12 protein-coding genes and 1 riboswitch are annotated in these 14257 nt (G+C 53.2%); of the genes, 3 read left to right on the top strand and 9 right to left on the bottom strand.

Annotated features, from left to right (window positions below; translation table 11 throughout):
- Positions 1 to 353 precede the first annotated feature (353 nt).
- Both murI and btuB read right to left on the bottom strand, forming a co-directional pair.
- Positions 354 to 1205: a glutamate racemase gene (gene murI / locus PAGR_RS01020; RefSeq protein ID WP_013027670.1), complete on the bottom strand. Its 852-nt coding sequence runs from the start codon at positions 1203 to 1205 to the stop codon at positions 354 to 356.
- Positions 1150 to 3006: a TonB-dependent vitamin B12 receptor BtuB gene (btuB, locus tag PAGR_RS01015; protein WP_013027671.1), complete on the bottom strand. Its 1857-nt coding sequence runs from the start codon at positions 3004 to 3006 to the stop codon at positions 1150 to 1152. Before btuB ends, murI begins: the two co-directional genes overlap by 56 nt.
- Before the next feature lie 66 nt (positions 3007 to 3072).
- Positions 3073 to 3255: riboswitch (cobalamin riboswitch) on the bottom strand.
- A gap of 121 nt (positions 3256 to 3376) precedes the next feature.
- Between btuB and trmA the strand changes: the two genes are divergently transcribed.
- Positions 3377 to 4480 carry a tRNA (uridine(54)-C5)-methyltransferase TrmA gene (trmA, locus tag PAGR_RS01005; protein ID WP_013027672.1) on the top strand — a complete coding sequence of 368 codons (1104 nt, stop codon included), beginning with the start codon at positions 3377 to 3379 and terminating at the stop codon, positions 4478 to 4480.
- Positions 4481 to 4512: 32 nt separating this feature from the next.
- On the opposite strand, the gene PAGR_RS01000 is transcribed toward trmA, so the two are convergent.
- Positions 4513 to 4866: a YijD family membrane protein gene (locus PAGR_RS01000; RefSeq protein WP_014604773.1), complete on the bottom strand. Its 354-nt coding sequence runs from the start codon at positions 4864 to 4866 to the stop codon at positions 4513 to 4515.
- A gap of 14 nt (positions 4867 to 4880) precedes the next feature.
- Entirely contained in the window at positions 4881 to 5528 is a 648-nt protein-coding gene (fabR, locus tag PAGR_RS00995) for an HTH-type transcriptional repressor FabR (protein WP_013027674.1), read from the bottom strand.
- A gap of 193 nt (positions 5529 to 5721) precedes the next feature.
- On the opposite strand from fabR, the gene sthA reads away from it, so the two are divergent.
- Positions 5722 to 7122, top strand: coding sequence for a Si-specific NAD(P)(+) transhydrogenase (sthA, locus tag PAGR_RS00990; RefSeq protein WP_013027675.1), 1401 nt, complete (start codon positions 5722 to 5724; stop codon positions 7120 to 7122).
- On the opposite strand, the gene oxyR is transcribed toward sthA, so the two are convergent.
- The 5 genes from oxyR to argC all read right to left on the bottom strand — a co-directional run bounded on the left by oxyR (position 7105) and on the right by argC (position 12878).
- On the bottom strand, positions 7105 to 8022 hold the full coding sequence (oxyR, locus tag PAGR_RS00985; protein WP_015699323.1) for a DNA-binding transcriptional regulator OxyR: 918 nt from the start codon (positions 8020 to 8022) through the stop codon (positions 7105 to 7107). The two genes, sthA and oxyR, sit on opposite strands and share 18 nt — an antisense overlap.
- Before the next feature lie 356 nt (positions 8023 to 8378).
- Positions 8379 to 9752, bottom strand: coding sequence for an argininosuccinate lyase (argH, locus tag PAGR_RS00980; protein WP_014604772.1), 1374 nt, complete (start codon positions 9750 to 9752; stop codon positions 8379 to 8381).
- 88 nt (positions 9753 to 9840) lie between these two features.
- On the bottom strand, positions 9841 to 11058 hold the full coding sequence (locus PAGR_RS00975; RefSeq protein ID WP_013027678.1) for an argininosuccinate synthase: 1218 nt from the start codon (positions 11056 to 11058) through the stop codon (positions 9841 to 9843).
- A 24-nt stretch (positions 11059 to 11082) separates the two neighbouring features.
- Entirely contained in the window at positions 11083 to 11859 is a 777-nt protein-coding gene (gene argB, locus PAGR_RS00970; RefSeq protein WP_013027679.1) for an acetylglutamate kinase, read from the bottom strand.
- A 14-nt stretch (positions 11860 to 11873) separates the two neighbouring features.
- A complete protein-coding gene (gene argC, locus PAGR_RS00965; RefSeq protein ID WP_014594874.1) occupies positions 11874 to 12878 on the bottom strand; it encodes an N-acetyl-gamma-glutamyl-phosphate reductase in 1005 nt (334 codons plus the stop codon).
- Positions 12879 to 13046: 168 nt separating this feature from the next.
- Here argC and argE point away from each other — a divergent pair, with 168 nt between their 5' ends.
- Positions 13047 to 14195, top strand: coding sequence for an acetylornithine deacetylase (gene argE, locus PAGR_RS00960; RefSeq protein WP_013027681.1), 1149 nt, complete (start codon positions 13047 to 13049; stop codon positions 14193 to 14195).
- Positions 14196 to 14257: the final 62 nt, after the last annotated feature.

The following is a 14257-nucleotide window of genomic DNA, read 5'->3' as shown; positions in this document are numbered from 1 at the left end:
ACGTCATAATGAATTTCATTATGTGTTCACTCGTGAGGCTTTGATATTTTTTACGTCCGGAGACGCTGATATCAATCCTGCGAGTGCCCACACAGATTGTCTGATAAATTGTTAAAGAGCAGTGCCACACTTCTCTGTGGCGCGGGCTGCATATATTACGCTTTCCGCTTTATCAGTCAAGCACTTATTTTTGCTTAACTGACCGGTTCGAATCGTTCTGAACCTTACTTAACCCGGCGCTTCGTATTCCGTTGTGCCGTGTCAGTGGAGGCGCATTATAGGGAGTTCTTTTCGGCTGACAAGGGCTAATTTCAATAAATTTTCCGAGTGCTGTTTTTTTCAACGAAAACCTTCTAAAGCGCCAGTTTTTCAAGCAATGGGAAGCCATAACGCTGCAAAACCGGTGACAATTGCACCGCTTCGCCATCCAGCTCGGTACAAAACGCCACGTTTTGCAGTGACGATCGGACTTCAGGGGCTTCATTTTCCAGTAGCCAGGCCGTTCGTCTGGCTATGGCTGCCCCAGAATCAATTAAACGCGTCCCTTCCGGCAGGATCTGCTGCAGCTCATCGCGCAGTAAAGGAAAGTGCGTACAGCCTAACACCACTGTGTCCGGCGGCTCCGCCATACGTAACCAGGGTTGCACAATGCGCCTGATTTCATCTATCGACACCTCTTCGCCATGCAGTTTGGCCTCAGCCAGCTCAACCAGTTCGGCTGAACCCAACATTTCAATCTTGCAGGTTTTGGCAAACTGCGACACCAGCTCATGCGTATACGAGCGACGAACCGTCGCGCGCGTTGCAAGCAGCCCCACGACACCATTACGCGTTAGACGCGCAGCAGGTTTAATCGCAGGCACTACGCCGACGACAGGAAAGGCAAATCGCTCACGTAAGGCGGGCAGTGTCACGGTGCTGGCGGTATTGCAGGCGATGATGACCAGGGAAATGGGATGACGGCGGGTAATGGCATCAACAATCGCCACGACGCGCTCGACAATAAAGGTCTCGGTTTTCTCTCCGTAGGGAAAACCGGCGTTGTCGAACGCATAAAGATAGTGCAGGTCCGGCAGAAGTTGCCGAACCTCATCATAGACAGAAAGCCCGCCGACGCCGGAGTCAAACACCAGCACAGTCGGGCGCAGGTCAGAAGCTGTAGCTTCCGCTGAGGTAATACTCTCTTCCTGGAGTCTGATAGCCATACGCTGTCTCGTAATCTTTATCGAACAGGTTGGCGATTCTACCACGAACGGTCAGATGTGATGTGACCGGATACGATACGGCGAGATCCCACAGGCTGACACCGCCCAGCTTTACCGTTTCAAGCGTGTTGAAATTGGTGTCGTAACGCTGGCCAAGATACTGATAACTCACTGACCAGTCGAAATCATACAGCGTTAAATCCAGCTGATATTTAAACTGTTCTTTTGCCCGACGAGCCAGCCATTGATTTGTCGTCGCATCGCGAGCATCAAGATAGTCAAAAGATAATGAATGAGAGAGCACGCCAGTATCAAAAGATGCCGTTGTTTCAACGCCTTTTATCCGGGCCTGGTTGACATTGTAATAGCGATTATTGGTATAGGAGATCAAATCATCAATATCATTGCGGTATCCCGACACTCGCCAGTTAACCGGGCCTGTCAGGCCTTCAAAACCCCCTTCCCATTGTTTGCTTTTCTCTGGGTTGAGATCCGGGTTACCGCCAAAGCCACTGTATAGCTGTCCAAAATTAGGGGCGTTAAATGCCGTGCCATAGTTGGCAAAGACACGATAACCTTCTACAAATTCCCAGGCTGCGGCTGTCTGCCATGTGGTATGCCAGCCAAACTGGCTATTGTCATCCCCACGAAGTGCGCCTTCCAGCGTCACATCGCCAAATTTTTGTTGGGTCGTCGCGTAAAGGCCAGTGTTGCGCTGTTCGTAGCCCTCACTCAGGAAGTTTGTACCGGGCTGAGTCGCTTCTTTTTGCCAGTCGACGCCGCCGCTGAAGGTGCCGTGCTCTGCTTGCAATGTGTTGCCCCATTGCACGTTATACTGCTCAATGTCATCAAAGGTCGCGGTACTGTCATATCGCCCCAGTTGAGGGCTGTAGTTAATGTCTTTGGTATGGCTGTAACTGGCCACCAACTGCGTTGAATAGATGCCCTGATTGAAGCGCAAGCCGCTATCCCAGCTTTGACTGTAGAGTTGGCGAGTATCAACAAACGCATTGGGATCGAAAGATACCTGCTGTCCATCGTAGGCAGTGCGGTTGTCAAAACCATAGCCACGGACAAAACCACTAAATTGATCGTTAAATTGGTGCTCCACCGTGCCAAAGAGGGTTTTACTCATAAAACCATCACGGTCAGGCTGGGCCGCGCTAAAGGCATCAGGCAGGTTAGCCACCACATCATACCCTTTGGTATAGGTATAATTCCCCGCCAGAGTGGCTGTGGTCGCCTCACCCAGCCGCTGCTGGGTGGACCCATCGTATGCCTGATAGCCGTTAGAACCCACACCTGCGGTCAGCGTGGTGCCGGGCTTATCGCGGCCCGTAATAATATTCACGACGCCGCCGATGGCATCTGAACCATAAACCGCCGAACGTGCACCCCGGATGTATTCGATTCGTTGCACCAGCGACAGCGGGATCTGGCTGAGATCGGAAGAACCCGAAATCCCAGCCTGGTTAAGACGAATACCGTCGATCAGCACAAGAACATGGCTGGAATTGGTTCCACGAATAAACATGGAGCTTAATTGACCCAGCCCACCGTTTTGAGCAATATCCACCCCCGGCAAACGCCGCATGACATCAATGAGGCTTTTGGACTGCCAGCGATCAATCTCTTCACGCGTAACCACGGTCGTCGGGGCCAGCACCGACGACACTGGCTGTTGAAAACGATTGGCGGTCACGATTTGCGTATCATCATTACCCTGCGCAAAGCCATTTTGCGCCCAGAGGGAAATCGCCGTTGCGCTGAAGGCAAACAGCGAGGCTTTTGTTTTACTCATTTTTATCGCATCCAAAAGAAAAAGGATGCCGCAGGCATACAATCGATAGCACGCGATGATTGTAAGAGTGGCGACGTCACACCGGCAGGTCTTCGGGCTGGGAATCATAGCAGGTGATGACTTCCCATCCCGCAGGACAGTGTCTGCAATTGCAATCACCCTGACATTCCTTACCGCTGCGCGTCAGCTCCAGATTCACACTGGATTCCCTATTAACTCAAGGCTGAGGCCGGTGCCAGCAGTCTACGAAGAGCGCATGAGCAAGTCCAGACTTCCGCACGTCGTCTTTCTGCGCCAGCGTACAAGACTGGACATCGGCAGGTGAATGCCTACAATCGCCCGGCAAGTAAGCTCTTAACCAGGATTAAACATGACACCCGAACATCTCCCTGTTGAACAGTATGACGCGCAGCTGGCGGAAAAAGTCAGTCGGTTAGAAACGATGATGACGCCATTCGCTGCGCCCGCCGTGGAGGTGTTTCGTTCACCCGTCAGTCACTACCGCATGCGAGCAGAATTCCGCATCTGGCACGAAGGTGATGACCTCTACCATATTATCTTCGATCAGGAGACGAAACAGCGCATACGCGTCGATCAGTTTCCTGCGGCCAGTGAGTTAATCAATCAGGTCATGCCAAAAATGATGGCGGCCATTCGGGACAATCGTCTGCTGCGCCACAAGCTGTTTCAGATCGACTACCTGTCCACGATGAGTCATCAGATCGTGATTTCGCTGCTCTACCACCGCAAACTGGATGAGGAATGGCAGCAGGCCGCCAGCACGTTACGCGATCAATTGCGGGCCGAAGGTATTGATGTCCAGCTGATTGGCCGAGCGACCAAGACCAAAATCTGCCTTGATCGGGATTATGTCGATGAGCGTTTGCCGGTGGCCGGTAAAGAGATGATTTACCGTCAGGTAGAAAACAGCTTTACGCAGCCTAACGCCGCCATGAACATTCAAATGCTGGAATGGGCACTGGACGTCACCACGGGTTCTCGCGGCGATCTGCTGGAGCTCTACTGTGGTAATGGCAACTTCTCGCTGGCGCTGGCCCGAAATTTCCGCCGGGTACTGGCAACAGAAATCGCCAAACCTTCCGTAGCGTCAGCGCAGTACAATATTGCCGCCAACCAGGTTGATAACGTGCAGATTATTCGCATGGCGGCCGAAGAGTTTACGCAGGCGATGAATGGCGTGCGCAGCTTTAACCGGCTGGAAGGGATCGATCTGAAGAGTTATGACTGCGAGACGATCTTTGTCGATCCGCCGCGCAGCGGGCTGGATGAGGAAACCGTTAAGATGGTGCAGGCTTATCCTGCCATTCTCTATATTTCCTGCAATCCGCAAACCCTGTGCGACAATCTGCGGATACTGGCGCAAACCCACGACGTCACGCGGCTGGCGCTGTTTGACCAGTTCCCGTACACCCACCATATGGAATGCGGCGTGCTGCTGACGCGTAAAGCGTAAAAAAACGGGAACCTGAAGGTTCCCGTTTTTAATTACCGATTGCGGTTTCGCTTGTAACGCAGGGCAATCCAGAACACCAGCCCAACCATCAAAATGGTCGGGATGAAATTAGAGCCAATATCCGGGTACTCTGCCCTGACCAGCGCGCTGTAAACCAAAATGCCCAGCAGGAAAAAGGCGGCAGCAAGGCCGGGAACGCCATCCGGCATGTTTTTGTTCAGATAACGCTGATGCAGGCACCAGGCCGACAGCCCCAACGCAATCAGTGGAAAAATAGAAAAAGGAACAAAAGCACTAAACAGCACGGAGAACGAGCCGTTCATAGCAAGGCCGGTAATAAAAGCCAGCAACATCGTGCCTTTATCACGGGAGCTTGGGTGGGTCATGGCAGGGTCCTTATTCATATCTCTTCAGGTTTATCCAGGGTTACCGCCAGACGTTCTTGTTCCCGGCGATACCAGTAATAAGCGCCTTTGGCGATCATGCGTAACTGTAATACCAGACGATCTTCCAGCTTACGTCGCTGCTCGATATCAATGTCCAGCGCTTCAGCACCCGCGCTAAAAACAATCGTCACCATCGCTTCAGCCTGCGCTTCGGTGAAGCTGCGCGGCATGCGATTTTCGACCTCAAGATAGTCAGCCAGTTCAGCAATAAAATGTTGAATTTCACGTGCAACAGCAGCGCGAAAGGCCGCAGAAGTCCCTGAACGTTCGCGCAATAACAAGCGAAACGCATTGGGGTTATTCTCGATGAACTCCATGAATGTGGCGATAGAGGTTTTAATAATGCTGCCACCTTTTGCGATACGCTGGCGTGCCTGGCGCATCAGCTGGCGCAACATCAGTCCACTTTCGTCAACCATCGTCAGACCTAACTCATCAACATCTTTGAAATGCCGATAAAAAGACGTGGGCGCAATGCCGGCTTCCCTGGCAACTTCACGTAGGCTCAGGCTGGCAAAACTGCGCTCGGCGCTGAGCTGACTGAATGCAGCTTCGATGAGTGTACGCCGTGTACGTTCTTTTTGTTGCGCTCTGACACCCATTCTCTCTGCCTTGTGAGGTTCTGAAACAGCACTATAACAAAATATTCAGCGTACAGTCGGGCAAACTTTGTGACGGCTTGTTAAACACCACTGAAAGGCAAAACGTGATGAAAATCGCTGTTAGAATTCAGAAGTGCGCGGTGAGATGTTAGAATCTCGTTGTAAAAATGTATAAATAATAGGACGTATCGGTATGCAAAAGTCTTACGATTACGATGTTATAGTGATTGGTTCAGGACCCGGCGGCGAAGGTGCGGCGATGGGACTGGTCAAGCAAGGCGCACGCATCGCGGTTATCGAACGCTATCACAACATCGGCGGCGGCTGTACTCACTGGGGAACCATCCCTTCAAAAGCCCTCCGTCACGCTGTTAGCCGCATCATCGAGTTCAATCAAAATCCCCTTTACAGCGACCACACCCGACTGCTTCGTTCATCCTTTGCCGATATCCTTAATCACACGGAGAGCGTGATCAACCAGCAAACGGCGATGCGTCAGGGTTTTTACGAGCGTAACCGCTGCGAACTCTTTCAGGGCGATGCCCATTTTGTTGATGCCAACACGGTCGAGGTAGAACATCATGACGGTACGCGCGAAAAACTGACCGCCGAGAAGTTTATCATCGCCTGCGGTTCACGCCCTTATCATCCCCACGATGTCGACTTTACCCATCCACGCATTTACGACTCCGATTCTATTCTCAACCTGCACCATGAACCTGGCCACGTGATCATTTATGGCGCCGGTGTCATTGGCTGTGAATATGCTTCTATTTTCCGTGGACTTAACGTCAAAGTTGATTTGATTAACACCCGTGACCGGCTGCTGGCATTTCTTGACCAGGAGATGTCCGACTCGCTGTCCTATCACTTCTGGAACAGCGGCGTGGTGATTCGTCACAATGAAGAGTTCGAGAAAATTGAAGGCGTAGATGACGGCGTGATCATGCACCTTAAATCCGGCAAGAAAGTAAAAGCGGATTGCCTGCTGTATGCGAATGGTCGTACCGGTAACACTGATTCGCTGTCGCTGGAAAATGTCGGTCTAGAAGCAGACGGACGTGGCCTGCTGAAAGTGAACAGCATGTATCAGACAGCTCAGCCGCACATTTATGCGGTAGGCGACGTGATTGGTTATCCAAGTCTGGCATCCGCTGCTTACGATCAGGGCCGTATTGCCGCGCAGGCCATTATGAAAGGTGAAGCCTCAGCGCATCTGATAGAAGACATCCCGACCGGGATCTATACCATTCCGGAAATCAGTTCTGTGGGGAAAACCGAGCAGCAGCTGACGGCAATGAAAGTGCCATACGAAGTGGGTCGTGCTCAGTTCAAACATCTGGCGCGTGCGCAAATCGTTGGAATGAATGTGGGTAGCCTGAAGATCTTGTTCCACCGCGAAACCAAAGAAATTTTAGGCATTCATTGTTTTGGCGAGCGCGCGGCGGAGATCATCCATATCGGTCAGGCGATTATGGAGCAAAAAAATGGTGGCAACACAATCGAGTACTTTGTGAATACCACCTTTAACTATCCCACCATGGCCGAAGCCTATCGTGTTGCGGCGTTAAACGGCTTAAACCGCCTGTTTTAACGTCGTATCGAAATAGCCTTGCATGTGCGTTCGGATTGCCTCTGCCAGTTGTTCATAACGACTGCGCAGGGGTGAACCGGGACGGTATACCAGTGCGATAGTGCGTTGGGGGACCGGTTTGTAGCACGGGAGATAACAAACGCCGTCACGAATACGCTGATCCGGTACGGCCAGTGCAGGCAGTAACGTGATCCCGCTTCCCGCCGCAACCATATTGCGCAAGGTTTCCAGGCTGGTCGCGCGGAAATGCGTATCTTCGTCTGCACCTGCTTCAAAGCAAAAGCCCATCGCCTGATCGCGCAGGCAATGACCGTCTTCCAGCATTAGCAGCTTTTCGCCCGCCAGATCGGACATCGGCACGCGGTCACGATCGCGCCATGGGTGATCTTCATAGACGGCCAGCTTCATCGGCTCATCAAACAGCGGGACCTCGATAAAGGCTTCGCTTTCTTTCACCAACGCCAGAATCGCACAGTCCAGTTTGCCGCTGTCGAGCTGCGCCAGCAGTTGCTGCGTCTGCGCTTCATGCAGATACATTTCCAGCTTTGGAAAGGTCTGATGCAGCATTGGAATGATCTGCGGCAGCAAATAAGGGCCGGTCGTGGGGATAAGCCCAATATGCAGTGGCCCTGACATCGCTTCGCCTTGCTGACTGGCCATCTCTTTCAGCACTTTGACTTCACGCAGAACGGTACGCGCCTGGTCGACCAGCAACAGGCCGGCCTGAGTAAACAGCACTTTGCGGCTGGTACGCTCCAGCAGCATGACACCTAATTCGTCTTCTAATTTACGGATCTGTCCGCTCAACGTGGGCTGACTGACATGGCAGGCATCCGCTGCACGTCGGAAATGACGATGTTCAGCAAGCGAAACCAGATATTCAAGATCACGGATATTCATTATTACCCTCCATTCCACGATAGCTCGTGGCGATAGATAGAATAGCAACCAACGATTGGCCCTATCAAGAGCGGATGGGAATAATGCCCACATCAATTCAGATTCATTGCCACCCAGGGAAATGTTTTCTGAACGTTGAAAACGGTGTTCTCCCTGTTTTCAACAGTCGTGAGCCCTTCGCCAAAAAAAAGACGAGAAGCGCTGTCAGCGCTTCCCTAAAACGCGTAGAGGGTAAACGTTACGAATCTGAGCATCGGCCGGGAGCGCCGCGGCTCTGATGATGTGCCTAAAATAAAAGTAGTTTCTGAAGCTAGAGGTTGGCGGGCATCTGATGCCCGCTTTTTTTTGCCTGCCGTTTACGCTAAGCGTGTTTTGGCATCCGCGATAGCACGGGCAACCTGACCGGGCGAAACCCCACCCTGCGCATTACGCTTATCCAGACAGGATTTTAGGGCCAGAACAGGATAGACATCGTCCTCTATCACGCTACTAAACTGCTTTAACTGCGCCAGCGTCAGCGCTTCCAGCGCAACGCCCTGTTTTATCGCTTCAACGACCGTTTCACCGACAATGTGGTGAGCCTCACGGAACGGCACGCCTTTGGCAACGAGGTAGTCAGCCAGCTCGGTTGAGTTAGCGTAGCCCTGCTCTGCCGCTTCCTGGCAGCGAGGACGTTTCACCTGCAGGCCATCCAGGACAAGAACCGACATGTGCAGGCAGTCCAGCCAGGTATCCAGCGCGTCGAACAGCCCTTCTTTGTCTTCCTGCATGTCTTTGTTGTAGGCGAGCGGCAGACCTTTCAGCGTCATCATCATTCCGGTTAACGCGCCCTGTACACGGCCACACTTGCCGCGAATCAGCTCCAGCGCATCCGGGTTTTTCTTCTGTGGCATCAGGGATGAACCCGAGGTGACTTTATCTGAGAGTTCGATAAAGCCGGCTTCGCCTGTGTTAAAGAAAATCATGTCTTCAGCAAAGCGCGACAGATGTACCATACCGATTGACGCATCCGAGAGCAGTTCCAGAACATGGTCACGATCGGACACGGTGTCCAGGCTGTTACGCGTGGCAGAAGCAAAACCTAACCAGCCAGCCAGCTGCTCACGATCGATGTCATACGCCGTTCCTGCCAGCGCGCCACAACCCAGTGGGCTAATATCAAGACGCTTCAACGTATCCTGCAAACGGCTTTCATCGCGCGCCAGCATTTCAACATAGGCGAGGCACCAATGCGCAAAGGTCACCGGCTGCGCCCGCTGCAAATGCGTATAGCCCGGCATCACCGCGTCCTGGTTCACTTCGGCGGTGGCGACCAGCGCCTGCTGCAGCTCACGTGTGGCCCCCAGCAGTGCGGCGACCTGCTCCTTACACCACAGCTTCAGGTCGGTGGCTACCTGGTCATTACGGCTACGACCGGTGTGCAGTTTTTTGCCCAGCGCGCCGACTTTCTCGATCAACTGGCCTTCAACCCAGCTGTGAATATCTTCGGCATCACTTTGCAGAATTTGCTCAGGATTGGCACGAACCTCTTCCAGCAATGCATTCAATGCGGCTTCCAGCTGCTGCTGCTCATCACCGGTCAGAACATTTACCGTCACCAGCGCTTTGGACCAGGCCACTGAGCCAATGATGTCCTGCTCAGCCAGGCGGTAATCAAAACGCAGCGAGTCGTTGAACTGTTTGAAACGTTGATCTGCTGCCTGGGTAAAGCGTCCACCCCAAAGTGCCATGTGAATCTCCTTCAAGTCGTTAAACCAGGGGCGGCCTGAAAGCCGCCCCTGAGGTCATACTGAGAGGCGAGGCGATCCTCGCCTGCGATTACTTCTTCTGCTCGTTCAATGCACGAATACGTGAAGAGAGTGAGAACAGACGGATAAAGCCGCCGGCATGACGATGATCGTAAACTTCGTCTTCGCCGAAGGTTGCAAACTCTTCGGAATACAGGCTGTTGGCTGAACGCTTCTGCGTCGCCGTGGCCTGGCCTTTGTAGAGTTGCAGGACCACTTCACCGTTGACTTCTTCTGCCAGCGACTCTGCCGCCGCCTGGATAGACTTACGCAGCGGTGCAAACCAGCGACCATCGTAAACCACATAGGACATTTCATGGCCCAGCTGCTCACGCCATTTGAAGCTGTCGCGATCCAGAACCAGTTGCTCAACCGCACGCAGTGCGTTAACCATGATGGTGCCGCCGGGAGTTTCGTAACAGCCGCGTGATTTAATGCCCACCAGACGGTTTTCAACGATATCGATACGACCTACGCCGTGTTTAGCACCCAGCACGTTCAACTTTTCCAGACACTGGAACGGGCTCAGTTTCTCGCCGTTCACCGCGACAACGCGCCCTTTTTCAACGGTTACCGTCACGTCTTCAGGCTGATCCGGGGCTTCCAGCGGATCAACGGTCCAGACCCAGCAATCTTTATTCGGCGCATTAGACGGGCTTTCCAGCACGCCGCCTTCGGTAGAAATATGCCAGGCGTTTTCATCACGGCTGTAGATTTTTTCCAGCGAAGCGGTGGTCGGGATATTGCGCTCTTTCAGATAATCCAGCAGCGCTTCACGTGAACGCAGGTTCCATTCGCGCCATGGCGCAACCACTTTCAGCTGGGGTGCCAGCGCGGTATAGGTGGTTTCAAAACGTACCTGGTCATTCCCTTTACCGGTCGCACCGTGGCACAGGGCATCAGCACCGACTTTCAGCGCCAGCTCAACCTGCGCTTTAGCGATGATAGGACGCGCCATGGAGGTGCCCAGTAGGTAAGTTCCTTCATACAGCGCACCGGTCTGCAGCACCGGATAAACGTAGTCGCTGATAAACTCTTCACGCAGATCAACCACGTGGCATTCTGATGCACCCGACTGCAGCGCTTTCTTCTCAACGCCTTCCAGATCGCTACGTTCCTGGCCGATATCAGCCACAAACGCGACCACTTCACAGCCGCCATAGTTTTCTTTCAGCCAGGGAATAATGGCAGAAGTATCCAGACCACCAGAGTAAGCCAGAACGATTTTTTTGATGTTTTGCGTTTGCATTTCGTAATCCTTGAATCTGAGTCGTTAAGCGAGAATCCGGGTGCCAATGGACACACCGTTAAAAAGGTCGGGCAGTTGCTCGGCATGACGCCAGCTGGCGATATCAACCGGGCGGCCCAGCGTGCGCGCAGCATCCAGCGCTGCGTTCACTTTAACAATCATGCCATCGGTGATGATGCCCTGCGCAATCAACTGTTCAGCTTTGTCAGCCGTCATCTCTGCAATGCGCTGGCCTTTGCCATCGAGAATGCCACTGACATCCGATAACAAGACTAAATCAGCACCCAGCGTTGATGCCAGCGCCGTGGCGGCCTGATCCGCATTGACGTTCATTAACTGGCCGTCATCGGTAATGCCAATTGAGCTGACAACAGGCATATAACCCGCCGCAAGCAATGTATTGACCAACGCGGGATTACCCGGCGTGGCGTGGCCCACATGACCGAGTGCTTCATCCAGCTGCGTGACATTAACCAGGCCTGCATCGCCCAGGCAAAGGCCTACCGCGTGAATGCCATATTTTTTCGCCCAGGCCAGCAGGGTTTTGTTCGCGGTACCCGCCAGTGCGCCGGTAATAATGTCGATCTGGTCGGCAGGCGTAACGCGTAAGCCGTTCTTTTTCTGCACCGGCAGCGCCAGTTTTTTCATCAGTTCATCGACCAGACAGCCGCCGCCGTGAACGACGATCAACGGGCGCTGATGCGCGGAGCGATAGGCCAGCAGCGCGTCAAATAAACGGGCCAGCGCTTCTTCGCTGTCTAACAGCACACCGCCCAGCTTGATAATCAATGGATTGGTCATGGTTTACTCGTCCGTTAAATCAGTGACTGCGTTTCAGGGAAACCGAAACGAATATTAAGGCACTGCACCGCCTGGGAGGCCGCGCCTTTGAGCAGGTTATCTTCTGCAGCCACCACAATCAGGTGTTCGCCCTGAACGGCGAACCCGATATCGCAGTAGGGTAGCCCGACAACCGCTTTCAGAGCCGGCACGCCCTGTTCGTACACGCGTACCAGCGGCTTATCGTGGTAGGCGTTATGAAAAGCTTCAGCAACATCATCACGGCTTACGCCGGCCTTCAGGCGGCAGGTAACGGTCGCCAGAATCCCACGCGGAAAACTGCCCAGGTGCGGGGTGAAAATCACCGGCGTTCCCAGGTGCGCCACAATCTCAGGATGATGACGATGATTAAAAATACCGTAAGGTTGCAGGCTGACTTCGCAGAAGCTGGTGCCGACATTCGCTTTGCGCCCCGCCCCACTCACGCCGCTGGTGGCGTTAATTACCGGCCACTGCGCGTCATTCAGCAAACCCGCATCTAACACGGGCTTCAACGCCAGCTGGGAGGCAGTGGGATAGCAGCCCGGTACAGCCACCAGCTGTGCTTCTTTAATTTTTTCCTGCTGGAACTCAGCAAGACCGTAAACGGCTTTATCCAGCCAGTCACCGTGCTGATGCGTAAAGCCATAAAACTGGGTGTAAAAATCGCCATCGTTGACGCGAAACGCGCCTGACAGATCGAACACCACACAACCGGCTTTAAGAAATTCAGGGGCCAGGTCATGGCTGACTTCGTGGGCGGTCGCCAGAAACACCACATCCACTTTGTCTGCCCATTCGGCGGCATCACTCAACGGCTGCAGCGGCAAATCCACCACGCCTTTAAGCTGTGGATGAAGATCGGACAGGCGCTTGCCCGCATCGGGACTTTGCGCAGATACCGCCAAAGCGGTTATGTTGATATGTGGATGGCGATTAAGGAAGGTGGCAAGCTCTACGCCAGCGTAACCACTGGCACCAACGATCAGCGTATTCAACATCAGGCTGTATACCTTTATTACAGTCACACGTTCCGGGTCGCGGCCTTGCCCCGTTGCCCACGATGTCGTTTGCAGCGATTTAAGGTTCACATGCACACGACGTTAATGTATTTTTATTCACTATTAATGCATGAATATTGATACATCCTAACTCAAGGACCGTCAACAGTGAAGACAAAATTACCGCCTTTTATCGAACTATACCGCCAGTTGATCGCTACGCCGTCAATCAGCGCAACCGATGCCGCACTCGATCAGAGCAATGAAACTTTAATCAATTTACTGGCTGGCTGGTTCCGCGACCTGGGTTTTGCTGTGGAAGTACAGCCCGTACCCGGAACACGTCATAAATTTAATATGCTGGCGCGCACCGGAAACGGCGCGGGCGGCCTGCTGCTTGCTGGGCATACCGATACCGTTCCGTTCGATGATGGTCGCTGGACTCGCGATCCCTTTACCCTGACCGAACATGACAACAAGCTGTACGGTCTGGGCACCGCCGATATGAAAGGCTTCTTTGCGTTTATTCTGGACACGCTACGTGATGTGGATGTGACAACCCTGAGTAAGCCGCTGTACATTTTGGCGACCGCCGATGAAGAAACCACGATGGCAGGTGCGAAATATTTTGCAGAGTCCACCCAGCTTCGCCCCGACTGCGCCATTATTGGCGAACCGACCTCGCTAAAGCCGGTGCGGGCGCACAAAGGCCATATATCTAATGCGATTCGCATTCAGGGACAATCGGGCCACTCCAGCGATCCCGGACGCGGCGTCAATGCCATTGAGCTAATGCATGAGTCGATTACCGAACTCATGCAGTTGCGTAACACACTCAAATCACGTTACCACCACGATGGCTTTGCCATCCCCTATCCGACCATGAACTTTGGTCATATTCACGGCGGCGATGCGGCAAACCGTATCTGTGCCTGCTGCGAATTGCATATGGATATCCGGCCCCTGCCGGGCCTTACGCTGAGCGATCTCGACGGGCTGCTAAATGAAGCACTGGCACCGGTAAGCGAACGCTGGCCGGGACGGATCACCATTGAAGAACTGCATCCACCGATTCCCGGCTACGAGTGCCCCGCTGATCATGAACTGGTTAAAGTGGTAGAAACGCTGCTGGGGATTCAGACGGAAGTGGTGAATTACTGCACTGAAGCGCCTTTTATTCAGCAACTCTGCCCAACCCTGGTACTGGGCCCAGGATCGATCAATCAGGCGCACCAGCCAGACGAGTTTATCGATACCGCATTTATTAAGCCTACCCGTGCGCTGATAAGCCAGGTTGTGCAGCATTTCTGTCACTAATTATCATTAATCGGGGCATTTCACTGAATTAACAGCAAAATGCCCCGCCATTCTGCGGGATT

Origin of the sequence: Pantoea ananatis PA13 (genome assembly GCF_000233595.1) — a bacterium.
Classification (GTDB): domain Bacteria; phylum Pseudomonadota; class Gammaproteobacteria; order Enterobacterales; family Enterobacteriaceae; genus Pantoea; species Pantoea ananatis.
This window is presented reverse-complemented; position numbering and strand designations above follow the sequence as displayed.